This is a genomic window from Pseudonocardia sp. HH130630-07 (assembly GCF_001698125.1).
In the GTDB taxonomy this organism is placed as follows: domain Bacteria; phylum Actinomycetota; class Actinomycetes; order Mycobacteriales; family Pseudonocardiaceae; genus Pseudonocardia.
This window is the reverse complement of the sequence record NZ_CP013855.1, coordinates 92,920-116,294: the sequence shown is the minus strand read 5'-3', so window position 1 is coordinate 116,294 and position 23,375 is coordinate 92,920. Positions and strand designations below refer to the sequence as shown.

The window sequence follows — 23,375 nt, the reverse complement described above, 5'->3', positions numbered from 1 at the left end:
TTGTCGTGTGACCGGTGGGTGGTCAGGACACGGTCGCGTCCTCCCGCAGCACCCGGTGCGGGTCCTCGTTGTCGACCCAGCCCAGGTTCGGCGGGCAGATGTCGTAGCCGAGCAGGCGCTGCAGCTCCTCCGGGTACTCCCGGAGGATCTCGCGCGGCACGGCCAGGTACTGGTTCTCCTCCTGGCGGAGGTTCCCCCGGACGTAGGACATCGTCAGGCCGGTGCGCGGGCCGGGGGAGCGGTTCGGTCCACCCCGGTGGTAGAGGCCGCCCACCCAGATCAGGCAGGAGCCCGGCGACATCTCGGTGGCCACCGCCTCCTCGGGCTTCGGGGACCGGTCGGCCTCCCAGCGGTGGCTGCCCGGGTAGACGACCGTGCCACCGTTCTCGGCACTGAACTCGCTCATCGCGAGCATGATCTGGACCCGGTTGGTCGGGCCGGGGCAGGGCAGCAGGTGCGCGACGTCGTCGCGGTGCGCGACCTGCTGGCTCTCCCCGGGCCAGATCTGGATCGCCTGGGTGATGCTGACCTGGATGTTCGGCGTGATCTCGACGCGCTGGGACCCGAACTGCTCGGCCGACGCACGCTGGATCTGGGCCCGCGCGACACCCAGGAACAGCGGGTTCAGCGCGAGCTTCTCCATCTGCCTGGACCGGGCGAACAGCGACGAGAGTCGCTTGGTCTTCTGCCCGGCGAAGGAGTTGGTGCCGTACTCGTTCCCGGCCAGTGCCGGTCGCAGATCCGCCCACAGCGCCTTGAGGGTGTCGCGGTCGATCAGGTTCTCGGCGATCAGACCGCCGTCGCGGTCCAGGATCTCCGACGCCTCATCGACGCTGGCGTCGGCGGGGAGTCGGCTGAGCTGGGGTGACATGGTGATCTCCCGGTCTCGGTGGTGATGGGGTCATGCCGGCTGGGTGGGGGTTGCGGTGGGCGTGAGCAGTCCGAGCAGTTCGTCGGCCGCGGTGCGCCGCCCGCCGGCCTGCCGCAGCAGCCGCTGGTAGTGCGCGGCGCGGTCGCGGAAGGCCGGGTCGCGCAGGACCCGGTCGAGCTTGTCCATGACGTCGGCGACGTCGACGGTCTCCGGCCGGTCCAGGGTCAGGCTCACCCCGAAGTCGCTGCCGCGGACGGCCTGGTCGTCGCAGTCGATCCAGAGCGGGCGGACCACGAGCGGGACGCCGAAGTAGAGGCCCTCGTGGAACCCGTTGCCGCCGGCGTGGGTCAGGAAGACCCGCACCTTCTCGTGCGCCAGGACGTCGAGCTGCGAGGGCACCCAGCTCTCGATCCGCATGGTGTCGGGCCGCATCTCGGCCGGGGGCAGCATCGTCTGCTGGTCGGGGGGCAGCTTCCAGAGCACGTGGTGCCCCTGCTCGCCGAGCCGCCGGCACACCTCGAGCAGGGACCCGACGTGCTCGCGGGTCAGCCGGGTCACCGTGCCGAAGCCCATGTAGACCACCGAGTCGCAGGAGTCCAGCCAGGCACCGAGCCCGCCGTCGTCGGGAGCCTGCGGCAACGGCGGGACCATGGTGCCGACCAGTCGCATCGTGTCCGGGTAGGACATCGGGTACTCCAGCTCGGCGACCGTGTAGCTCAGGATCAGCGCGGCGTGGTCGACCCGGGACAGGAAGCCCTTGGCCTCGGGCGCGATGCCGAGTTCCGCGGTGACCTTCCGGTCGCGTCGCAGGAGCTCACGCATCGTCTTCTGCAGCGACATGCCGACCGTGCGCCACTTGAACGTCTCGTTGGTGATCCGCTGCGCGAGGGTCATGTCGTAGGGCAGGCCGGAGTGCGGGACGGGGAACCGCCGCGGGGTGTAGGAGCGCATGAGCGGCACGTGCGAGGTGAGCAGGTTGCTCGGCATGAACGGGTTGCTGAGCGCGTACCGGATCTTCTTGGTGATGGCGAGCTCGACGCCGTAGGCGCACATGCTCTCGATGACCATCAGCGCCGGACCGATCCGCTCCACGGCGGCCTCGAGCAGCCGGTACTTCTCGATCGAGGCCTCGGGGTGGAAGGTGTGCTCGATCAGCGCCCGGTGCGCCCGGAAGCGGGACCGCTGTGTCACGGCCCGGTAGGTCTCGTCGTCCCAGGTGGCGGCCGTCCACTCGGGAACGCTGTCGCCGAGCGGGACGAACGTGATCGGGGTGCGGCTCCCGGCGGCCTCGACATCGGCGCGCCGGTAGGAGTCGGCGGCGAAGTACAGGTCGGCCACGCCGCGGCGGGAGAGCTCCTCGGCCAGCACCAGCATCGGGTTGAACAGCCCGCTCTCCGGATGGCTGACGAACACGATCGGCTGCCGGGTCGGCTGCATCGAGATCACCTTTCGCTGGATGCCCGGACCGTTGTCCCACGTCCGGACGCGGGGAATCCCCAGACCCGGTCAGGTCGGGTCAGGTGAGGACGGGCTCGCGGAAGCCGCGCACGGCACCGGCGATGCCCACCGCGGCGAGCACCAGGCAGGTGAACAGCGCGATCGTGACCAGGTTTCCGGGGTCGGAACCGATGGCCAGGCTGCGGCTGGCCTCGATGACGTAGGTGAGGGGGTTGACCCCGGCGATCGCCGCGAGCCACGGCGAGAGCGCCTGCAACGGCACGAACCCGCTGGAGAGGAACATCAGCGGCAGCACCGCCAGGACACTGATGCTGTTCATCGTCTCGGCGCTGCGGGTGCTGGCCGCGATGGCCAGGAAGATCCAGCTCAGGGACCAGCAGAGGAACAGCGTCAACGCGCAGGAGACCAGGATCCCGCTGAGCCCGCCCTGCGGGGCGTAGCCCATCAGCGCCAACGCGATGAGCAGCAGGAGCACGATCTGGACCACGTTGCGGACCAGGTCGGCGAGGCTGCGGGCCAGGAGCATCGACACCGGTCGGATCGGCAGCGAGCGCAACCGCGACACGATGCCGTTGTCCAGGTCCTCCACCAGGCCCACCCCGGACTGGGTGGAGGACTGCACGACATGGTTCACCAGCACCGCCGGCATCAGGAAGTCCAGGTAGGACGTCCCGGCGGGCAGCACAGAGGTCTGGATGATGTTGCTGAAGATCTGGGTGAACAGGAAGAGCAGGACGCACGGCTGGATCAGCCCGAACACGACCAGCCCGGGGTCGTGCACCATCGCGTACAGCTGCCGGCGGGTGAGGATGGTGACCTGACGGACGAAGGGGGCGCCGTGCCAGCGCTCGGCGGTCGGCGCGGGACGCAGGGCCGGGGTGCTCATGCCGCGAACTCCGGGGTTCCGTGGGCGAGTGCGAGGTAGACGTCGTCGAGCGTCGGTTCGCCGAACGCGAGCTCGGCGACGTCGATGCCGACCTCGTCGAGCGCCCGGATCACCGTGGCGGTCTCGCGGGACGCGCTGATCGGCACGACGATCGTCCCGTCGTCGCGCACGGCCGGGGCCGTCCCGGCCGAGACCAGCGCCGACCGTGCGGTGCCGGTGGCCGATCCGGGAGCGAGGGTGACGGTGACCGTGCGCTGCCCGACCTGGCTCTTGAGCTCGGCGCTGGTGCCGGAGGCGACCACCCGGCCCGAGGACAGGACGGTGATCCGGTCGGCGAGGGTGTCGGCCTCGTCGAGGTACTGGGTCGTCAGCAGTACCGAGGTGCCCTCGTCGACCAGGCCGGTGACGATGTCCCACATCGCCCGGCGGCTGCTGGGGTCCAGGCCGGTCGTCGGCTCGTCGAGGACGATCACCTCGGGGTTGCCGACCAGGCAGGCGGCCAGGTCGAGCCGGCGGCGCATCCCGCCGGAGTAGGTGCGCGCCTTCCGGGACGCCGCGTGGGTCAGCCCGAACGCCTCGATCAGCTCGTCGGCGCGGGCGCGGGCGCGGGTCTTCGACGCCCCCAGCAGGCGGGCCAGCAGGACCAGGTTGTCGATCGCGGACAGCTTCTCGTCGACCGAGGCGTACTGCCCGGTCAGCCCGATCCGTTTGCGGACCTCACCGGGTTCCCGGCTGACGTCGAAGCCGGCCACCCTGGCGGTTCCGGACGTGGGGGGCACCATCGCGGTCAGGATGTTGACCAGGGTCGTCTTCCCGGCGCCGTTGTGTCCGAGCAGACCCATCACCGTCCCCCGGCCGACGGTCAGGTCCACTCCGGCCAACGCCGGGGTCGAGCCGAACATGCGGCCGATCCCGATCGCCTCGATGATCGGTTCATCGGACCTGGCGCGGGTCATGGGGCACTCCCTGCAGGATGGATCGGGCCGCCGGGGACGGCGGGCGCCGCGGGTGGTCGCCGCCACGATGCGAGGGTGCGGGCGCCCTGTCGAACCGGTCGTAGCACCTCAGAACTGGGGGGACCCGTGGTTCCCCGCGGGCGCGGTGCACGGGGCAGGTCGCGCCGTCGCCGGGCGACCGGGGTGTGCGGCCTCTCCCGGCCCCACTCGTCCGTTCCGCCCGGCATGTCGCGGAACTGGCCTAGACTGATGATCTTCCGGTCCGGGCGCGTGTGCCGACCGGACCGGTCGATCCCGGAGGTTTGTCCATCGATGTCCGACCACAGCCCCGGTCGCAGGCGCCTCGTCGGCCGTGACGTCGAATCGGCCTGGCTGGCCGAGGCACTCGTCGCCGCTGCGGCCGGGGAGCCCGCCGTGCGGCTGCTGGTCGGCCGGGCCGGAATCGGCAAGTCCGCGCTGCTCGACCAGCTGTGCGACACGCGGCCGCCCGGTGCGGACGTGCGCCTGCTGCGGGCCCGCGGCCGCGAACAGACCGCCGACGTGTCCTTCGCCGTGGTCCGGGACCTGTTCGGTCCGCTCGGCCTCGGCTCCGGGGCGGGGAGCCCCGAGCTGCTCGAGGGCGGCGCGCGGTGGAGCATGTCCGCGCTGGCCGAGGACTTCGCCGGCGCCGATCCGGACAACGTCTACCCGGTGCTGCACGGGTTGTACTGGCTCACGGTCAACCTCACGACGCAGGCCCCGTTGCTCGTGGTCGTCGACGACCTGCAGTGGTGTGACGACGGGTCCCTGGCCTTCCTGGCCTTCCTCCTGCGCCGCTGCGCCGGTCTGCCGCTGGCGGTCGTGCTCGCCACCCGCACCGACGAGACGGGAACGCTCCCGGCCCGGCTGGCCGGTATCGGCGGACAGATTGGCGTGGACGTCAAACAGGTGCGCCCGCTGGGCCGCGCGGACATCGCCCGTCTCGCCGTCGCCCGTGGCCCGCTGGACGCGGAGCCGTTGCACGCCGACCTACTCGACGCGCTGGCCGAGGCCTCCGGCGGCAGTCCGTTGCTGGTGGAACGCCTGGTCGCCGAGCTCGGCCCGGTGACCCGGGAGCAGGCGACCGGACGTGTGCACGAGCTGGGGCGCGAGGTGCTCGACCGCCTGGTCGAGCGGCACGTCGTCGCGCCGGACGTCGCGGCCGTGGCCTCGGCGGTCGCCGTCGTCGGCGCCGAGGCCACCGATGTGCTCGCCTCGCTGTCCGGCGTACCGGCCGGCTCCGTGAAGGACGCGGTCGACATCCTGGTCCGGACCGACGTGTTCGCTCCGGGCCGCACGGACTTCCGGCACGACCTGCTGCGCTCGGCGGTGCTCCGCCGGCTGCCCGAGGACCGGCTGACCGAGCTGCGGCGGCGCGGCGCGCGCGTGCTCAGCGACGCCGGACGCCCGGCCGAGTCGGTCGCCGCCGTCCTGCTGGCACTGCCCGAGATCTCCGAGCCCTGGATGGCCGACGTGCTGCTCGAGGCCGCGACCGCGGCCGGGCACCGGGGCGCACAGCCCGCCGTCGCGCGGTACCTGGCCCCGGTGCTCCAGGCCCGGCCGCACGACGTCGGGGTGCGGATGCGGCTGGCCGCAGCACTCGGGCAGACCGCGCCGGACGAGGCGGTCCGGCAGCTGCGCGAGGCCCTCGACCTCGCGCCGGACCTGCCGACCCGGGCCAGGGTGGCCGTGCAGCTGGCGATGACCTCGCTCGCGGTGCAGCAGGCACCGGAGGGGGCCCGGATCCTCCAGGACGTCCTGGACGCCCTGGACACTGCGGCGGACACCGATTCCGGCCCGGAGGCGACCGAGCTGCGCACCCACGTCGAGGCGGCGCTGCTGGTGGCGGGACTGGACGAGAAGAGCACCGTGGCCGAGACGATCGCCCGGCTGCGTCGGATGTCGGTCCCCGCCGGACGGACCCCGGCCGAGCGGCAGAAGCTCGCCATGATGACCGTCGCCAAGGCGATGGAGGGCGACGGGGCCGACGCCGCGGTGGAGATGGCCCGGCGGGTCCTGCTCGTCGACGAGGCCACCCTGGGCGGGTGGGCCGTACTGGCGTCGTCGTTGGTGCTCCGCCTGGCCGACGAGGTCGAGGAGTCCACGGCGGTGCTGGACCGGCTCGTCACCCAGAGCCGCCGGCAGGCCTCGGCCTGGACCTACAGCCTCGCGATCGGGACCCGCTCGGCCAACCAGTTACTCGTCGGCGACCTCGCCGGGGCCGAGGACGACGCCCAGGCCGCCCTCGACGTGGCCGAGCAGGAGGCGTGGCGCGGCAACACCGTGGTGCCCACGATCGCGTTGGCGAGTGTGCGCCACCTGCAGGGCAGCCCGGAGGAAGCGCTGGCCCTGCTGGACGGGTTGAGCCGGCCCCGGCTGGAGGACTTCGCCTGGGAGTACCACCTCTACCTGATGACGCGGGCCGGAGCGAGTGCCGACACGGGCGACGTCGAGGTGGCACTCGCCCTCTACCGCCGCTGCGGGCAGAGCCTGGACGCCGCGGGCATCGCCAACCCGATGCTGGCGCCCTGGTGGGCCCACGCCGCAGTGCTGCTCGCCGACACCGGCCGGGCCGCGGCGGCGCGCGGGATGGTCGAGCTGGGTGAGCAGAGCGCCGCCCGGTGGGGCACCGCCCGCAGCCGCGGGCTGGCCCTGATCGCACGCGGGGTGATCACTCCGGGGCCGGGGGGACCGGAGCTGCTCGACGAGGCGGTCGCGGTGCTGGAGAACTCCCCGGCGCGGATGGAGCTCATCCTGGCCTACCTCCGGCTCGGCCGTGCCGTGCTCGAGCTCGGGTACCCCGAGGCCGCGCGCGAGCACCTGCGTCACGCAGCGACCCTCGCGGCGCGCTGCGGCGCGCTGCGGGCGGCGACCGCGGCGCGGGAGCTGCTCGTCCGGGCGGGCGGCCGGATGCGCAGACCCACCGGCTCGCCGCTGGACCCGTTGACCGGCGCGGAACGTCGGGTGGTGGCCCTGGCCGTCGACGGTGCCCGCAACCGGGAGATCGCGGAGGCCCTGTTCATCACACTGCGGACCGTCGAGGTGCATCTGACCAGCGCGTTCCGCAAGCTCGGGGTCGCCGACCGGGCCGGTCTGGCCCAGATCGTGAGCGGCGCCCGGGTCCGTCGGGGATGAGCGAACCCACGATCCGCGTGCGTGGCGGCGGGACCGCGGCCCTCGGTCGTGCCCTGGACTCGCTCGCGGCGGGGACCTCGACGGTCGTCACCGTCACCGGCGAGCCCGGCACCGGGCGCTCCCGCCTGCTGCACACGGCGGCGGCAGGGGCGCGCGCGAGGGGTGTGCGCGTCCTGACCGCCCGGGCGGTGGTCGCGGAGAGCGAGTACCCACTGGGGGTCGTGCACGGGCTGCTCCGGCCGCTCGACGGGTCGGCGGAGCTGCGGCGCGCCCCGGGCGCACCGGCGGACACCGCGCTCCTGCACCGGTGGTGTCGACTCGTGCTCGACGCCGCGCACCGGCGACCGGTCCTGCTGGTGGTGGACGACCTGCACTGGGCGGACACTGAGTCGCAGCGCTGGCTGCAGATGCTGCTGCGACACCGGCACGGGGCCCCCGTCGGGGTGCTGGTGGCGGCGAACGGGACACACGAGGCAGCGGAGTGGGCGGGGGCCCCGGCCGTCCGCGCCAACGTCACGCTCCGGACCGGGCCGCTGCCGCTCGCGGCCGTCCGCGCCGCCGTCACCGCGGCCTACGGCGCCGCGCCGGACCGCGCGTTCTCGGTCGTGGCCCGGCGTGCGACCGGGGGGAACCCGGCCGTCCTCGCCGCGACGCTGGCTCGGCTCGACCGGTCCGTGACCCCGACCTCCCCGGCCGTACCCGAGCTGCGCCGGTGCGCGGCACTCGCGCGCGCCGAGCAGGTCAGGGCGGTACTGGACGGGATCCCGGCCGACCTGGTCACGGCCCTGCGCGCGGCGGCCGTCTGCGGCCCGGATCTCTGGCCGGTGGTCGACCGGATCGGTGGGCCCGGCCCGTCCACCGGGGCCGATGTGCGGACCAGGCTGGCCGCCACCGGCCTGGTCCGCGGGCCGGGCTGCCTGCTGCTCTGCGACGAGGTGGTCACCGACGTGGTCCTGGCCGGGATCGACCCCGACCGGCGCCGGGGCCTGTTCGCCCGGGCCGCGGCGCTTGCCGTCCGCGCCGGGCTGCCGGACGACGGTGTGGCCCGCGCGCTGCTGGCGGCCCCGACGCTCGGCGAGCCCTGGGGCGCGGAACTGCTGTACCGGGTCGCCTGCGGCCACCGGGGTCGCGGGAACCACGCCGCGGCCGCCGCGTGCGCCGAACGTGCCCTGCTCGAACCGGTCCCGCCGGGGCTGTCCGGGCCGCTGATGGTCGAGCTGGCCACGGCCAGGTCGTGGACCGAGCCGGTGGCGGCCCGCCGGATGCTCGCCCTGGTCGTGCAGGAGGCGGATCCTACGGACGGCCCGCACGGGGCGCAGGCAGCCGACCTGCTGCTGGCCGACGGCGACGTCGGTGCCGCGCGCCGCGCACTCGCGATCACCGTGCGTCGGTGCGCGGGCGACACCACCGCGCACCGGGACCTGCTCTCGCTGTCCCGGCTGACCGACGAGCTGGGCTACGACGACCTGCTGGCGGCACCGTCGTGCGCACCGGAGCCCGCCGGGCCGGGGACGGACCCCCCGCCCGCCGCGTCCACCGCCGCCGCGAGCGGGTCCCTGGCCTGGTCCGAGGCGGTACGGGGCCGGGACCGGGCCGCGGCGACCCGACTCGCCCGCGAGGCACTGGCGGCTCCGGACGCCGGGTGGACACCGGTGATGCCCCGGGTCATGGCCGCCATGACGTTGGAGGTGGCGGGCTGCCCCCACGAGGCGCTGCGCGCGCTGGAACCGGTGCTGCTCGACCTCGCCGGCGACCGGAGCGTGCCGCCCGCGATCCTGGCCATGACGGCGCTGGTCGCCCTGCGCGCCGGTGACCTCGACGGCGCCCGGCGCGACCTGCGTGCTGCCCGGGCCGCGTCGGCGGGACGGGCCCGGCCGGGCGGCGGCGACCCGCTGGTCGCGGCCGTGCAGATCCTGCTGCACCTCGCCGAGGGCGACCTCGCCGAGGCGACCGTCGTGGCGTCGGCGAGGCACGGGGTCGGGGGCGACCGGCCCGGCATCGCGCTCCTGGCCTACGCCCTCGGGCGGGTGCACGCCGCCCGGGGTGGGGCCCGGGCCGGATTCGAACTGTTCATGAGGTGCGGGCGGTTGTTGCTGGACCGGGGCCGGGTCAACCCTGCTCTCGTGCCGTGGCGCTCGGCGGCCGCGGCGGCTCTCGCGGCCTGCGACGAGCACGCGGCCGCGCTGCGGATCGCGCGGGACGAGCACCGGCTGGCCGTCCGATGGGGCGCGCCGGGGCCGATCGCGGTCGCGGGGGCCGCGGTCGCGGCGCTGGGACGGGAGTTGTCGCATGTTGCGGGACCGTGAGCCGGAGCTGCGTGTGCTGCGCGACGCCGTCCTGCGCGCCGCGGACGGCCGGGGCGGTGCGATCCTGCTCGGCGGCGGTCTCGGCACCGGCCGCACCGCCCTGCTGGACGCCGCGGCCGACATCGCCGTCGCCGCCGGGCTGCGGGTCCTGCGGGCCACCGCCGACGTCGTCGAGCAGGACTTCGACCACGGCGTCGCCCGTCAGCTCTTCGACCCGTTGCTGGCCACCGCCGCGCGCGGCGACCGGGAGCGCTGGCTCGCAGGCCGCGACGTTCCGCAGGCGTTGGCGTACGTGCCCGCGGATGCCGACGACCCGACGGTGGCGCACCGGTGGATCCAGGAGCTGCAGGACCTGCTGGAGGCGGTGGCCGCCGGCGGCCCGGTCGCCGTGTGCGTGGACGACCTGCAGTGGGCCGACGGCCCGTCGCAGCGCTGGCTGAATCACCTCGCGGTCCGTGTGACCGGGTTGCCGGTCGTCCTGGTGGCCACGGCACTCGACGGCGACCCCTGCTCGCAGCGGCCGCCGGTCCGCGCGTTCGCCCGCAGCGCCGCCGTGCTGCGGGCCCGCAGGCTCCCGCCCGAGGCGGTCGACGCCGTGATCGCGGAGCGGTTCTGGCCCGCGGCCGCCCCCGAGTTCGTCCTGGCCTGTCACGAGACCTGCGCGGGCAACCCGCTGATCCTCGACACCGTGCTCGGCGAGCTCGTGGCCGCCGGTGTCCGGCCGGACGCCGCGCAGGCCGGGGCGGTGCGTGCGGCGCGGCCGGTGGCACTGCGGGAGCGGCTCGCCCGGTGCGTGCGCGGGCAGGACCCGTCGGCGCGGCGCTACCTGCGCGCGGTTGCGGTGCTGGGTGCGGGGCCGGACCCGGAGGTCCTGCGCCGGCTCGGCGAGCTGGACCGGGCGGACCTGCGCACCGTCCCGGCGTCGCTCGTCGAGCAGGGTCTCCTGACAGGACAGGGGGTCGTCCGGGTCGTGCACCCGCTGGTGGAGGAGGTCGCGACCGAGCCGGCGGAACGGGAGGACCTGCACCACCGGGCCGCCCGGTACCTGCACGAGTTCGGCCATCCCGCCCTGGAGGTCGCGGGCCACCTGCTGGCCGTGACCGCACCGCTGGCCACCTGGGCCATCGAGGTCCTGCGGGCGGCAGCGCAGCAGGCCGCCGCGACGCCGGTTCCCGACGCTCGGCACTCCGGCGTACCGGACCCCGACGCCGTGGACACCGCCATCCGTTGCCTGCGCCGTGCGTTGCTCGACAGCGGGGCGACCAGCCGCGAGCGGGGAGTGCTGCTGGTCGAGCTCGCCTCGGTGGAGCGCTTCGTCGAGCCGTGCACCGCCGTGCGGCACGTCGCGCAGGCCCTCCCGCTCTTCGACTCGGCCCGGGACCGCGCCGCGGCGCTCACCCTGATCGACCCGGCCATGTGCCGCGATGCCCCGGACTCGGTGCAGGAGGCGATCCGCCGCGCGGACACGGGGGACGCCGACGGGACCGTCGCCCTGCGGATCCGGGCCCGTGCCCGGCGGATGGCGGAGGAACGCCCGGAGGGGCTGGCCGAGTCGTGCCACCTGCTGCGCGAGGTGCTCCGCGCTCCGGACGCGATGCTGAGCACCTCGGCGGGGCGGGAGCTGGTCGGGGTGCTGCTCCACGCGGCGACGCTGACCGGGCACGTTCCGGCTCGCGACATCGCGCACCTGGGCGAGCGTCTGTTGCGGATCACACCCGCCCGGCAGCTGCCACCCCCGCCCGGCGTGCCGCCCGGGGACGGACCACGCGGTCTGCTCGTCCTGGCGCTGGTCGCCGCCGACCGTCCGGCCCCCGTCGAGGCGTGGCTGGCCGGTCAGGGGGACCGGGACCCGGCCGTCGCATCGGCCGACGAGCTCGCTCTGGTGCAGCTCGCGCAGGGACGGGTGGCGGCGGCAGCGTTGCCCGGCGTCCTGCGGGCCGCCGGACCCCCCACGGCGTTCCACGCCGCGCTCCTGGCCGCCGCGCTCGACTCGCGGGTCCTGGTGCCGGGACGCGCCGTCACTGATCGGCCACCCGGCGTCGGTCTGCTCGCCCACGTGACGCACCAGATGATGCGCGCGGCCAGGGCCTGCGCACACGAGGAGCCGGATCTCGCGCTGGAGTGCTTCCTCGACGGCGGCCGCCACCTCGACCACCTGGGATGGCGCAACCCGGCGCTGTTCCCGTGGCGGGGCTGGGCGGCGCGGCTGTACGGGCGGCGCGGCGAGTACGACGCCGCGGTCGCCTACGCCGACGAACAGCTCACCCTGGCCGAGGCGTGGGGCGCACCGGCCGCGCTGGGGCGCGCCCTGCGGATCCGAGGCTCCCTGGCCGAGGGCGCCGACGGCACCGCCCAGCTGCGTGCTGCCGTCGACGTCCTCGCCGGTTCGGGCGACCTGCGCGAGCTGGGCCGGTCCGAGATCGCGCTCGGCGGGCGGCTCGCCCGGGCCGGCGATCCGGCCGGGGACGAGCTGGTGCGTCGGGGCCGGCAGCGCACCGCCGAGCTGGGGGCGGACGCCGCCGCGACGGTCGACCCGGCCCCGGCCCCGGCCGCGGGCGGGACCCCACCGGCCGAGCCCGCCACGGAGGCGGCGGCCGGGCCCACCGGGCCGGAGGGCCCTGATCCGCTGACCGAGGCCGAACGCCGGGTGGTCCGCCTGGCCGTCGGGGGCGCGACCAACCAGGCGATCGCCGACGACCTCGGTATCAGCCGGCGGGCCGTCGAGAAGCGCTTGACCAGCGTCTACCGCAAGCTCGGGGTGAGCGGGCGGGCGGCGCTGCCCGGCGCGGGCTGAGCCGGATCAGGCCGCCCCGGCCCAGCTCGCCGGGGATGCGAACCCTCCGTGGCCGGGCCAGGTGACGACCCGGCGCGGCGGGTCCCGCCGTGGCCGCGCCGCGCCGGCCGACGCGAGCACGGCGAGGGTGACCGCGGCGATCTCGGTCTCGTCCGGGTACCCGCCGCTGATCTGGATCCGCGACCCCGGATCGCGGGTGTCGGCCGAGGCGCTCACGTCGGCGGGTTCCCGTGCTTGCGCTGGGGCAGCTCGGTCCGCTTGGCGCGCAGCACGGCGAGGGCCTCGACCAGCGCCGCCCGGGTCTCCGCGGGGTCGATGACGTCGTCGACCAGACCCGCCTCGGCGGCGTAGTAGGGGTGCATCAGCTCCTGGCGGTACTGCTTGATCCGCTGGGACCGGGCTTCCTCGGGGTCCGGTGCGGCGGCGATCTCACGGCGGAAGACCACGTTCGCCGCCGCCTCAGCCCCCATCACGGCGATCTCGTTCGTCGGCCACGCCAGCGAGATGTCGGCGCCGATCGAGCGCGAGTCCATCACGATGTAGGCGCCGCCGTAGGCCTTGCGCAGGATGACCTGCACCCGGGGGACCGTGGCGGCGCAGTAGGCGTAGAGCAGCTTCGCTCCGTGCCGGATGATCCCGCCGTGCTCCTGGTCGCCGCCGGGCAGGAAGCCCGGGACGTCGACCAGGGTGACCAGCGGAATGCTGAACGCGTCGCAGGTCGACACGAACCGGGCCGCCTTCTCGGAGGCATGGATGTCGAGCACGCCCGCCATCGACGACGGCTGGTTGGCGACGATCCCGACCGTGTGCCCGTCCAGCCGGGCCAGCCCGCAGATGATGTTGGTGGCCCATGTCGCGTGTACCTCGAACAGGTCGCCGTCGTCGACGACCTCGGCGATCACGTCGTGCATGTCGTAGGCGCGGGAGGTGTCGGCGGGGACGATGTCGAGCAGCGCGCCGGTCATCCGGTCCCGGGGGTCGTCGGTGGCCACCACCGGCGGGAGCTCCCGGTTGTTGGAGGGCAGCAACGACACCAGGTGCCGCACGTCGGCGAAGCAGGTCTCCTCGTCGTCGTAGGCGAAGGCGGCCGCTCCGGTCTCGGTGGCGTGCACGTGCGCGCCACCGAGCTCCTCGTGGGTGATCGACTCGCCGGTGACGGCGGAGACCACGTCAGGTCCGGTGATGTACATCTGCGAGATGTCGCGGACCATGAACACGTAGTCGGTCAGCGCGGGGGAGTAGGTGGCGCCCCCGGCGCACGGGCCCAGCATCACGCTGATCTGCGGGACGACGCCGGAGGCGCGCACGTTCCGGCGGAAGATTCCCCCGTAACCGGCCAGGGCGGTGACCCCCTCCTGGATCCGGGCCCCGGCCCCGTCGCTGAGGCTGATCAACGGCGCACCGGCCGACTCGGCGAGGTCCATCACCTTGTGGATCTTCGTGGCGTGCGCCTCACCGAGGGAACCACCGAAGATCCGGAAGTCGTGGGCGTAGACGAAGACGGTCCGCCCGTCGATCCGACCCCAGCCGGTGACCACACCGTCGGTGTGCGGGCGCCGGTCCTCCAGACCGAACCCGGTGGCGCGGTGGCGGCGGAACTGCTCGATCTCGCGGAACGACCCCGGGTCGAGGAGGAGGTCGAGTCGTTCGTGCACGGTGAGCTTGCCGCGGGCGTGCTGCTGCTCCGTCGCCTGACGCGACGGCCCCAGCCGGGCCTCCCGCCGTGTCGCGTGCAGCTCGGCCACCCGCGATCGCAGGTCCTGCGTCGCCGCGTCGATGTCGCTGGTCGCAGTCATATCGTTCCCATCGTCTCGGGTCGGTCGCCGGCACTCGGCGCCACGCGATCCGTCGTGCGAATCCGTCCGGTCGCGCCGGCAAGCCGATCCCTGCACGGCCGAACCGGACAGCGGGCTCACTTGACGTGGTCGGGAACCACCTGAGGCGGCCAGGAGCCGAGTTCGAAGAAGCCCATCGAGTAAGCCTTCGAGATCAGGGCTGGGCGATTCTTCACCTTCATCTTCCGGAGCAGCGCCGTCACGTGGTATTCCACTCCGCCGCGGCTGAGGAACAGAGTCGAGGCCAGCTGGACGGTCGAGGCCCCGGAGGCGACACCCTCCAGGATGCGGGCGTCCATGTCGGACAGGATCTTGCGCGGTGCGCCTCTGCCGGCCATCGGTCCGGCGTCGCCCTCGACGGGGCGAAGCACGGCCATCACGCCCTCGACCCGGCCTGCATCCCGAGCGGTTGCGGTCGCCATCAGGTCGCCCCACACCGTCGAGTCCGGACCGAGCAGGGCGACCGAGCGTTCGTAGACGCGGGGCTGCTGCCCGTCGAGCAGGCGCTCGAGCTGATTGCGGAGTCGGGTCCGGATGCTCGGGTGGACGAGTGTGCAGAATGGCGACCCGCAGATACTCGCGGTGTCCGTCTGGTGAAATCGGCGGAACATTTCCTGGTTCGCCGCCACGATGCGCAGGCTGCGGTCCAAGGAGAGCATGCAGGCGCTCGTGGAATCGCTGGAGAGGCGCTCCCCGGTCACTCTCTCGGATGTGCTGACTCGCATGTATTACTCCCCGGAGGTTCATGGAACGCGCATTGCCCGAACGCGACGACGCGTGGCAGGAGCCTGATGTGAAGACGTTTCCGACGTTAGGAAGGGTGAGCGACGGGCGTCAACGACGCCGGGGCGTAAGCGTTTAACACTGTGGCTGCGGGGGGTGTGGAGTTCGGTACGGGGGCGGTTCGGTGTATGACCGCGATCACTACGGTGTGGTGCGGTGCCGAGGGTCCGCGGTACGCGCCGGGTCGCCGGGCGGCCCAACACGGGTCGCGGACGGACCGACGCGTGGCCGTGTGCCGGGCGCCGCGGTGTCCCACGGGGCCCCGCCGCGTGGGGGCGTCGCCGGGCCGGGGTCAGTGCTGGAGCACGCCGGCGTCGGTGAGGTCGGCGATCCAGTCGCACATCTGGTCCCGGATCGACCAGGGGTCGGCCTCCCAGGTCCGTGACAGCGACGCGACGGCGTCACCGAGTCGCCACGACTCCTGACAGAGCGCTATCCACATCGCCGTGCCCATCTCATCGCAGAGCAGGCGGTCCGCACTGTCCGGGCGGGTGATCTCCATCCACCCCGTGTCGAACACCCTGACCGACAGCCCGGGAACTGGTTCCACGGCCACCCCTCCCGACTCTGCGCGGTGGAACCCCTCTGTCCCCCGCCGGCGTCCACCCGTGGTCCGGGCGATGACATGTGCTCACCCGCGGTCGTGCCGCGCGCGCCGACACGAGTCTCCGGGGAACGGAACCCGGACATCACCAGTATCCGATCGATCGCACAATCGTGATCCAGGCTGGTCCGGTTAGGAAACTTTCGATGACGTGCGGTGACATCCAGTGTTTTCCCGAGTCGGGACCTCGTCGAATGGGGCACGATCGTTACGTCCACACCCGACGGATCGGAGGTCGCATGAACGCTGATGCCGCTCCGGTGAGCCCGGTCCGCGGTCGGGCCGTCCTGCCCGATCGGGACGATGACATCGCCGCCGTCGACGGGATGGTCGACCGGTCGTTCGGCGGGACCGGGGGGCTGGTCGTGGTCACCGGGCCGCTGGGTGCCGGGCGCACCGCCCTGCTCGCGGAATGTGCGCGGCGGGCGGCGGAGCGCGACGTGCTGGTCCGACGGGCCCGCGGGGCCGCCGCCGAACGCGGGTACGGGTTCGGGGTCGTACGCCAGCTCCTGGGCTGCGACGCGCCGGACCTGTTCCCCGCGCCGGAGCACCCCGGGGCCGGGCCGGCCAAATCCTCGGACGCCGTGTCCGAGGCTCTGCTGGAGGTGCTGCGCGACCTCACCGCGGTCCGGCCCGGCCTGCTGCTCGTCGACGACGTGACCCGGGCCGACCCAGCTTCGCTGCGGTGGCTCGACCACCTGGGCCGGCGCTCGGCCGCTCTCCGGTTGACCGTCGTGCTCGCCGCCTCCGACGCCGACGTCCCGGTCGGCGACACCGCGATCGGCGAGCTCCTCGCCCGCGCCGACGTCGTCCGCCCGCTGCGCCCGCTCACCGCCGAGGGGATCGCGGACGTGGCCCGGGCCCGGCTGGGGACGAGGACCGACGACGCGGTCGTCACCGCCCTCGGCGAGGTCTCCGAGGGCAACCCGCTGTTCCTTGACGCGATCGTGGAGGAGCTGCGGGCCGCGCCGTCCGACGGGCTCAGGGTGAGCGAACAGCAGGTCCACGCATGTACGCCGGCGCGGCTGCGGGACCGGGTGGCGGCCGCGGTCCGGCTGCTACCCGAGCCGACACGGCGGTACCTCGTCGCGCTGTCCGTCGTCGGGGACGTGGCAGACGACGCCCTGCTCGCCCGCCTGGCAGGGCTGGACCACGCCGACATCGACGCAGCCCGGCGGGTGGCCGGTGCGGCCGGGTTGATCCGGCCCGGCCGGCGCCCGCGGCTGCGGCACCGAGTGGTCGCCGATGCGCTGGCCACGCTCGGCTCGGCCGAGGAACGACGGCAGACCCACCTGCGTGCCGTCACGCTGCTGCACGACGACGGCATACCGCCCGACCGGATCGCGTCGCACCTGCTGACGGTCACCGGCTCCTACCCCCGGTGGGCGATCGGCGCGTTGCGTGAGGCGGCCGTGCTGGCCACCCGCCGCGGGGAACCGTGGACCGCGATCCGCTACCTCCGCCACGCACTGCTGGCCGACGCACCGGAGGCCGACCGGGCCCAGGTGCTGGTGGAGCTGGCCTCCCTGGAACGGTCGGTCGACGCCGGCCTGGGCCTGCGCCGCGTCGTCGCGGCGGTCCCGCTGCTGGCCCCGCTCACGGCGCGGGCGGACGCGTTGTGCCGGGCGATGCCGCTCGCGCTCGAGGGCGCCGCCTCCTCGGTGCTCGCGATGCTGCGGGGCGTGGCCGAGGAGTTGGACCGCGTCAGCGATCCCGGCCATGCCAACCGGGAACTGGCGCTCCGGATCCGGGCCCGTGTGCTGTACGCCGACAGGCACCGCCTGGCCGGCGTGACCGCCGCGGTCGCTCGGCTCGATGAGCTCGAGCGACAGCCGGGGGGACTTCCCCTGGACACGCCCGGGGAACGGGAGCTGGCCTGCGTCCTGATCCACGCTGCCGCGTTGAGCGGCCGGCGGACGGCGGCCGCGGTGGCCGCGGTCGGCCGGACGATCCTGGCCCGCGAGTCGTCGGCACAGCACGTGCACAGCACGATCGGGATCGTGGTCGGCAGCCTGTGCATGGCGGACGCGCCCGAGGAGCTACCGGCCTGGTTGGGGGTCGCCCTGGACCACGCGAGGGCCGAGGGGGCGACGGCGACCGAGGCGATCGTACGGGCCGAGCTCGCCGCCGTGCTCGTCTGCGCGGGCCGGATACCCGAGGCGGAGGAACAGGTCCGGCTGTCGTTAGAACTCTTCGAGGAGACGGACGAGGACGCGCTGCTGCCGGGCCTGATCCTCGCCGCGATCCTGCCCGCCCTGCAGGACCGGGGCCCGGCGGAACACATCCTGGCCCGGTACGGGGCTGCGGCCGAGGTGCCCGACGGGTTCGGGGCGTGCCTGCAGATGCTGCGGGCGAGGGTCGCCCTGGACGCCGGCGACCCGGACGCCGCCCTGGAGTACTGCCTCGACGCAGGCCGGCGCTTCGAACGTGCGGGCTGGGACGGCGCCGCCGTGGCCTGGCGCCCCTGGGTGATCGAGATCCGGCGGGGTCTCGGCCAGCTGTCCGAGACGCGTGCACTAGCCGAGGAGGAGCTGGTACGCACCCGGGCCTGGGGAGCCCCGATCCAGCTCGGCCGGGCGCTGCGGGTGCTGGGTGAGATCTGCGGGCGGGACCGGGCCGAGCCGTTGCTGACCGAAGCGGTCGAGGTCCTGCGGAGCGCGAACGACGACCGGGAGCTCGACCGCGCGCTCCGGTCACTGCACGCCCTGCACGACCGGGTCGGGCATCCACCGCCGGACGCGTCACGCCCGGCGACCGCCCAGGCCGCCGGGCGAGCCGGCCTCACCCCGGCTGTGCTGGTCGATCTGTCACCGGCCGGACGACGGGGCGGGCACTCCGGTGCGCCCCGGGCCCTGACCCGGTCCGAACAACGAATCGCCCTGATGGCTGCGCAGGGGCGCACCAACCAGGAGATCTCGGGCGAGCTCGGGGTCAGCGTGCGGGCGGTGGAGAAGCACCTCACCGGGGTCTACCGGAAGCTGAGGGTGTCCGGCCGGTCGGCGCTGGGGCGGATGTGGAAGGACGGGTCCGATCTCTCCGCCTGAACCGGGCCCCGGCCCCGTGGTCGGGGCGCCGCTGCTGGAGCGGCGGGCCGAGGTCGACGCGCTGCGGGCGGCGGTGGCCCACGCCTGCGCCGGGCGGATGCGGGTCGTCGTCGTCACTGGTCCCGCCGGGTCGGGCAGGACCCGGCTGCTCGACGTCGTCGACGGGCTCGCCACCGCACACGACGCCCTGGTCCTGCGGGCCGGGGGCGGTGCCCGGCATCCCGGCCGGTCGCCCTTCGCGTTGGCACGTGACCTGCTGCGCCGCAGCGCTGCCGGGTCCACGACCGACACGGCGGTCCTGCTGCGCGCCGCCGCCCGCCGGGCGCGCACCGGAGATGCCGCCGGGACGGACGTGGCGGCGATGCTCGGTCTGGTCCGGTCCGTCGCCGGCCTGACCGCGGCGACGTCGGTCGTGCTGCTCGCCGACGACCTGGACCGCGCCGACCCGGAGTCCGTCCGGTGGCTGGCGCACCTGGCGGATCACGGGGAAGGCCTGCCCCTGCTCGTCGTCGGGTCGGTGCACAGCGCACCGAGCGCCGGGCCCACGGCCCGGGCGCTGGAAGAACTGATGTCCGCGCCGGGCGTCGGACACCTCGCCCCCGCCCCGCTCTCACGCGCCGCCGTCCGTTCCTGGCTGCACGCCGCAGCCGTCGTCCCGGCCCATCCCGAGGTGCTCGACGCGTGCATCGGGGCGACCGGCGGGAACCCAGCCCTCGTGGCCCGGGTCGTGCAACGGCTCGCCCACCCGGCGCCGGTCACCGACGCCACGGACCGTATCCACGGGATCGGCGCCGCGCTGGCGGTGGAGGGCGTGTCCGCGGTCCTGCGCGGACTGTCCCCAGACGAGACCGCGCTGGCGCAGGCGGTCGCCGTTCTCGGCGACGACACGACGCCGAGAGCCGTCGCCCTGGTCGCAGAGCTGGACGACGTGGCCGTGGACCGCGCCGCCGCGCGCCTCTCGGCGCTGGGGATCCTCGACCGCGACGGGCGACGGTTCCGCCACGCGGCGGCCCGCACGGCCGTGCTCGAGGCCCTGTCCGGCGAGCGCAGGTGCCGGCTGCGGGCGTGGGCCGGGCGGGTACTGGAGTCCGAGGGCGCCCCGCCGGAACGCGTGGCCGTGCAGTTCCTGGACGCGGGGCCGCCGGGCGACCGGGGCGTGGTCGAGCTGCTGCACGGTGCGGCCTGCCGGGCGCGGCAGCGGGGCGCTCCGGAGCTCGCCGCGTCGTTCCTGGTGCACGCACTGCGCGGGAACGTGCCGGATCGCACGCGTGCGGCCCTTCTCCTCGACCTCGGGATCACCGAGCGGCACATCGCGCCCGGCCGCGCGCACCGCCACCTCACCGGGGCCCTGCCGGTCAGCGGGTCCGCGCGCGAGCGTGCACGGGCGATCACTCTCCTCGTCGCGTTCCGCACCGGGCCCGACGCCGTGGGCCTGGTCGGGCTGCTGCAGCGCGGCCTCCGCGACCTCGCCGCCGCCGCACCGGAGTCAGGTCCGGAACCGCCCGGTGACCGGGACCTGCGCCTACGCCTGGAAGCGTTGCTCCTCTACGCCTCGGCCGAGGACAGCACGCAGATGTCGGCGGTACGGGACTGGGTCGACCGGACCGATCCGCACGTCCTCGGCTGTGGGGCGGGCGCGAGTGCGTTGCGGAGCGCGCACGTGTTCTATTCGACGCTTCTCCTGCGCACCGACGCGGCCGAGTCCGCCGTGCTGGCCCGCGGCGCCCTGGACGGGGCGCTCGACGAGAGTGAGGCACTCCAGCCGATCCGGATGGGTGCCCTCGGCGTCTTGGCGTGGACCGAGGCCGACGACACACTCGCGCTCCTGCACGAACGCGCCCTCGCCGACGCCCGGACGCAGCAGCGGCCCGAGTTGCACGCGTTCCTGCGCGGGGCCCGCTCGATGCTGCACCTGCGGTGCGGGCGGGTTCCGGAAGCACTCGCCGACGCCCGCGCCTCCCTGGACGTGCTCACCGGGGAGGTCAGCGGAGAGTCCCGACTGATGACCCTGCACTGTGCCGCGCTCGCGCTCATCGAGCTCGGAGAGGTGGACGAGGCCGCGGTGCTGGTGCACCCGGCGAACCTGGAGGGGACGTCGGACCGGTCGTGGCGGTGGAGCTGGCTGCTCGACGCCCGCGCGGCCGTGCTGGCGGCGCGGGGACGCCCACGAGAGGCACTGGCGCAGGCGAAGGAGGCAGGACGGCGCCTGCGCAGCGTTGGCATCGTGAACCCGGCCGCGCTGGGCTGGCAGGGGCGGACCGCGTTGCTGCACCACGAGCTGGGCGAGCACGCCGCCGCCCGGGCCGTGGCGTTGGAGCACCTCCAGCTCGCCCGCCGATGGGGGACCCACGGCCACGTCGGTGCCGCACTGCGCGTGCTGGGAGTGGTGCAGGGCGTCCGCGAGGGGCTGAGGACTCTGCAAAACGCTGCGGCCGAACTGGCCCGATCACCGCGGGTGCTCGACTCGGCGCGGTGCCTCGTCGATCTCGGGGTGATGGCCCGGGAGACCGGAGACGAGGCGCAGGCACGAATGCTGCTGCGCGAGGGACTCGACCTCGCCGAGGTGTGCGGGGCGTGGACGCTCAGTACCCGTGCGCGGGCCGAACTGACGGCGGCAGGGGGCCGGGGTAGACGACGGTCCGGTGGTGTGTCGCTCACCCCGGCCGAACTCGAGGTGGCCCGACTTGCGGCTGCGGGCGCAAGCAACCGCGATGTCGCCGCGTCGCTGGGCGTGAGCCGGCGCGCGGTGGAACTCCACCTGACGCGCTGCTACCGCAAGCTCGACATCCCCGGGCGTGCCGAGCTCGCCGGGGCGTTGCGTCGTCGGGTGCTCCCGCAGCCGGGAGAGAGCGGGTGACCCCGGCCGCGAGCCTCCCGGTACCGCGACCACGCAGACCGGGCCTCTGTGCCGGTTCCGTCAGGTGACGCTGAAGAACGGCCGTTCGATCTCGGTGCGGTAGGCGGGAGGATCGCTAGGGCGTGTCTCCCATATGGGTGTCCGGACTGCCGGCAGGATGAGCCGGTGAGTTCGTCGAGGTTCGCGCTGCTCTCGGATGCTCAGTGGCAGTTGATCGGGCCGCTGCTGCCCTCCAACGCCGGGCGGCGTGGGCACCCGTTCGGCGAGGATCGCCGCGTGGTGGAGGGGATCATCTTCCGATACCGAACCGGGATCCCCTGGCGAGATCTGCCGCGGGAGCAGTTCGGGCCCTGGCAAACGGTGTGGAAGCGACACCGCCGCTACGCCGCTGAGAGCCTGTCACGGTTCCCGTGTAAGCCACGGGTGACTGATGTGGTTAAGCTATCACAGAGGAAGTCGTCCAGGGAAGAGGACGACCAGGGTGTTCAGGGCTGTTTTCCAGCCATGTGTTCCGGTTCCGGACTCACCTCCTCTCTTGCTCGGAATGTTCCGCAGGCCGAGGTAGAGTAGCTTCATCGCCGCCTCGTCCGACGGGAAGTGCCCGCGAGTCTTTGTGATTTTCCGGAGTTGGAAGTTGATGGATTCGAAGCTCTCTTGTCAAGCAGCAGCTGCGGAGCTGGTCGGTGTGGTCGCCGTGGAGCGTCTTGCGTCGGTCCACATGTGTCTGATGATGATGTTCGCGAGCTGCCGCTTGTGGCTTCGCCGAGCCTCACGTTTTGTCTTGTTGTCGGTGACCCGTTTCGCCATGTACTCTTTCGCCGGCGGGTGGCATCGGACTTGCGTGACGTGCACGATGTGCAGAATAGAGTTGACAGCTCGATTGCCGCCGAGGTCGAGTCGGTGCCGACGGGCCGGCCCGTGACCTTCACCCGACGAGAGGGCGACGGGCGCGATTCCGCACCAGCGTGCAAACTGGGCCTCGGTCGTGAACCGGCACGGATCGCCGATCTCGACCAGAAGATCCATGGCTGTGACCACGCCGACACCGCGGACCTCTGTGAGGGTGCAGCCAAGGTCGCTGAGGAGGGCGGGAATCTGTCGGTCGAGTTCCTTGATCCGCGCCGTCAGGGTGATGATGTCGTTCAGGCTGGCCGCGAGCCGGTCGAGCTTGAGCCGCTCGGCTGGGCTGAGCAGATCGGGGTTCGCGACGCCGTCGACCAGGGACTGGAGCTGCGGGAGAACGCGGCTGGTCGAGGGCAACGTGGCGCGGATGGCGACGGGGAGCGTGACGAGTACTGCTTCGGACTCGGTGAGCAGCCGAACACGCTGCAGGACAAGAGATTCACGCCAGTCGCGGATCACCGTGAGCGTCTGCCATGTCGGGCTGGGCGCGGTGTGCTTCCCGGCCGGAGGCAGCTCGGGGTCGCTGAGGGCCTCTCGGGCGATGGCCTCCGCGTCCTCGGCGTCGGTCTTGGCCCGACGACGACGCTTACGCCGCTCCGCGGTGCGGTTGGCTTGGACTTCGCGCACGTCGTAACCCGCGGCCGCGAGCGCGAGGACCAGCGGCTGGCCGAGAAATCCCGATCCTTCGATGCCGATCCGGTCGATCGTCAGCTCGACACCGAGCAGGAACGTCAGCAGCTCATCGATACCGCCCTTGGTGATGGAGAAGGACTTGTTGTCGACCACGCCGCCTCGATGATCGAGGACTGCGATGGTAGCCGTATTCTTGTGAGGATCGATCCCCGCGACACCGTGTTCGTGCGTCAACACTTGTTCCCGTCTGCGTGGCCTATCGTGGACAGCGCAGGCCCGCGGTGTCGGCAGA

At 73.7% G+C, this 23,375-nt stretch carries 14 protein-coding genes and 2 pseudogenes; 6 read left to right on the top strand and 10 right to left on the bottom strand.

Annotation, left to right across the window (positions count from 1 at the left end):
- Window positions 1-22 precede the first annotated feature (22 nt).
- The 4 genes from AFB00_RS29595 to AFB00_RS29580 form a co-directional block, all read right to left on the bottom strand.
- Entirely contained in the window at window positions 23-871 is an 849-nt protein-coding gene (locus tag AFB00_RS29595) for a phytanoyl-CoA dioxygenase family protein (RefSeq protein ID WP_068800845.1), read from the bottom strand.
- Between the two features lie 30 nt (window positions 872-901).
- The gene (locus AFB00_RS29590; RefSeq protein WP_068800969.1) at window positions 902-2,308 is read right to left on the bottom strand and encodes a glycosyltransferase; all 1,407 of its coding nucleotides are present in this window, start codon (window positions 2,306-2,308) and stop codon (window positions 902-904) included.
- Window positions 2,309-2,387: 79 nt separating this feature from the next.
- Window positions 2,388-3,215, bottom strand: coding sequence for an ABC transporter permease (locus AFB00_RS29585; protein WP_082375172.1), 828 nt, complete (start codon window positions 3,213-3,215; stop codon window positions 2,388-2,390).
- Window positions 3,212-4,171, bottom strand: a complete 960-nt coding sequence (locus AFB00_RS29580) for an ATP-binding cassette domain-containing protein (RefSeq protein WP_060711089.1) — start codon at window positions 4,169-4,171, stop codon at window positions 3,212-3,214. The genes AFB00_RS29585 and AFB00_RS29580 overlap by 4 nt, the downstream gene beginning before the upstream one ends.
- 312 nt (window positions 4,172-4,483) lie before the next feature.
- Between AFB00_RS29580 and AFB00_RS29575 the strand changes: the two genes are divergently transcribed.
- The 3 genes from AFB00_RS29575 to AFB00_RS29565 are packed head-to-tail and all read left to right on the top strand — an operon-like array spanning window position 4,484 to window position 12,424.
- Window positions 4,484-7,324 (top strand): helix-turn-helix transcriptional regulator, encoded by a 2,841-nt coding sequence (locus tag AFB00_RS29575; protein WP_068800844.1) that lies wholly within the window; start codon window positions 4,484-4,486, stop codon window positions 7,322-7,324.
- Entirely contained in the window at window positions 7,321-9,630 is a 2,310-nt protein-coding gene (locus AFB00_RS29570) for an ATP-binding protein (protein WP_083276209.1), read from the top strand. The genes AFB00_RS29575 and AFB00_RS29570 overlap by 4 nt, the downstream gene beginning before the upstream one ends.
- Entirely contained in the window at window positions 9,614-12,424 is a 2,811-nt protein-coding gene (locus AFB00_RS29565) for an AAA family ATPase (RefSeq protein ID WP_068800842.1), read from the top strand. Before AFB00_RS29570 ends, AFB00_RS29565 begins: the two co-directional genes overlap by 17 nt.
- 6 nt (window positions 12,425-12,430) lie before the next feature.
- On the opposite strand, the gene AFB00_RS29560 is transcribed toward AFB00_RS29565, so the two are convergent.
- The 4 genes from AFB00_RS29560 to AFB00_RS29545 form a co-directional block, all read right to left on the bottom strand.
- Window positions 12,431-12,640: an acyl-CoA carboxylase epsilon subunit gene (locus tag AFB00_RS29560; protein WP_060711093.1), complete on the bottom strand. Its 210-nt coding sequence runs from the start codon at window positions 12,638-12,640 to the stop codon at window positions 12,431-12,433.
- On the bottom strand, window positions 12,637-14,220 hold the full coding sequence (locus tag AFB00_RS29555) for an acyl-CoA carboxylase subunit beta (RefSeq protein ID WP_060711094.1): 1,584 nt from the start codon (window positions 14,218-14,220) through the stop codon (window positions 12,637-12,639). Before AFB00_RS29555 ends, AFB00_RS29560 begins: the two co-directional genes overlap by 4 nt.
- Before the next feature lie 116 nt (window positions 14,221-14,336).
- Complete coding sequence (locus tag AFB00_RS29550; RefSeq protein ID WP_083276208.1) at window positions 14,337-14,984, bottom strand: LuxR family transcriptional regulator; 648 nt, start codon at window positions 14,982-14,984, stop codon at window positions 14,337-14,339.
- A gap of 350 nt (window positions 14,985-15,334) precedes the next feature.
- Window positions 15,335-15,592: a hypothetical protein gene (locus AFB00_RS29545; protein ID WP_197520029.1), complete on the bottom strand. Its 258-nt coding sequence runs from the start codon at window positions 15,590-15,592 to the stop codon at window positions 15,335-15,337.
- Between the two features lie 293 nt (window positions 15,593-15,885).
- On the opposite strand from AFB00_RS29545, the gene AFB00_RS35630 reads away from it, so the two are divergent.
- The 3 genes and pseudogenes from AFB00_RS35630 to AFB00_RS32580 form a co-directional block, all read left to right on the top strand.
- Window positions 15,886-18,690: an ATP-binding protein gene (locus AFB00_RS35630; RefSeq protein WP_197520028.1), complete on the top strand. Its 2,805-nt coding sequence runs from the start codon at window positions 15,886-15,888 to the stop codon at window positions 18,688-18,690.
- A gap of 16 nt (window positions 18,691-18,706) precedes the next feature.
- The gene (locus AFB00_RS29535; RefSeq protein WP_068800839.1) at window positions 18,707-21,547 is read left to right on the top strand and encodes an AAA family ATPase; all 2,841 of its coding nucleotides are present in this window, start codon (window positions 18,707-18,709) and stop codon (window positions 21,545-21,547) included.
- Between the two features lie 165 nt (window positions 21,548-21,712).
- A pseudogene (locus AFB00_RS32580) lies at window positions 21,713-21,940 on the top strand (transposase); the annotation flags it as partial.
- 51 nt (window positions 21,941-21,991) lie between these two features.
- Here the strand turns inward: AFB00_RS32580 and AFB00_RS33690 are convergent.
- Window positions 21,992-22,198: pseudogene (locus tag AFB00_RS33690) on the bottom strand (transposase); the annotation flags it as partial.
- 6 nt (window positions 22,199-22,204) lie between these two features.
- Window positions 22,205-23,320: an IS110 family transposase gene (locus tag AFB00_RS29530; RefSeq protein WP_083275685.1), complete on the bottom strand. Its 1,116-nt coding sequence runs from the start codon at window positions 23,318-23,320 to the stop codon at window positions 22,205-22,207.
- Between the last annotated feature and the right edge of the window lie 55 nt (window positions 23,321-23,375).

Coding starts and splice junctions, on each gene's coding strand:
- AFB00_RS29595 (WP_068800845.1), bottom strand. CDS start 871: ATGTCACCCCAGCTCAGCCGACTCCCCGCCGACGCCAGCGTCGATGAG.
- AFB00_RS29590 (WP_068800969.1), bottom strand. CDS start 2,308: ATGCAGCCGACCCGGCAGCCGATCGTGTTCGTCAGCCATCCGGAGAGC.
- AFB00_RS29585 (WP_082375172.1), bottom strand. CDS start 3,215: ATGAGCACCCCGGCCCTGCGTCCCGCGCCGACCGCCGAGCGCTGGCAC.
- AFB00_RS29580 (WP_060711089.1), bottom strand. CDS start 4,171: ATGACCCGCGCCAGGTCCGATGAACCGATCATCGAGGCGATCGGGATC.
- AFB00_RS29575 (WP_068800844.1), top strand. CDS start 4,484: ATGTCCGACCACAGCCCCGGTCGCAGGCGCCTCGTCGGCCGTGACGTC.
- AFB00_RS29570 (WP_083276209.1), top strand. CDS start 7,321: ATGAGCGAACCCACGATCCGCGTGCGTGGCGGCGGGACCGCGGCCCTC.
- AFB00_RS29565 (WP_068800842.1), top strand. CDS start 9,614: ATGTTGCGGGACCGTGAGCCGGAGCTGCGTGTGCTGCGCGACGCCGTC.
- AFB00_RS29555 (WP_060711094.1), bottom strand. CDS start 14,220: ATGACTGCGACCAGCGACATCGACGCGGCGACGCAGGACCTGCGATCG.
- AFB00_RS29550 (WP_083276208.1), bottom strand. CDS start 14,984: ATGCGAGTCAGCACATCCGAGAGAGTGACCGGGGAGCGCCTCTCCAGC.
- AFB00_RS35630 (WP_197520028.1), top strand. CDS start 15,886: ATGAACGCTGATGCCGCTCCGGTGAGCCCGGTCCGCGGTCGGGCCGTC.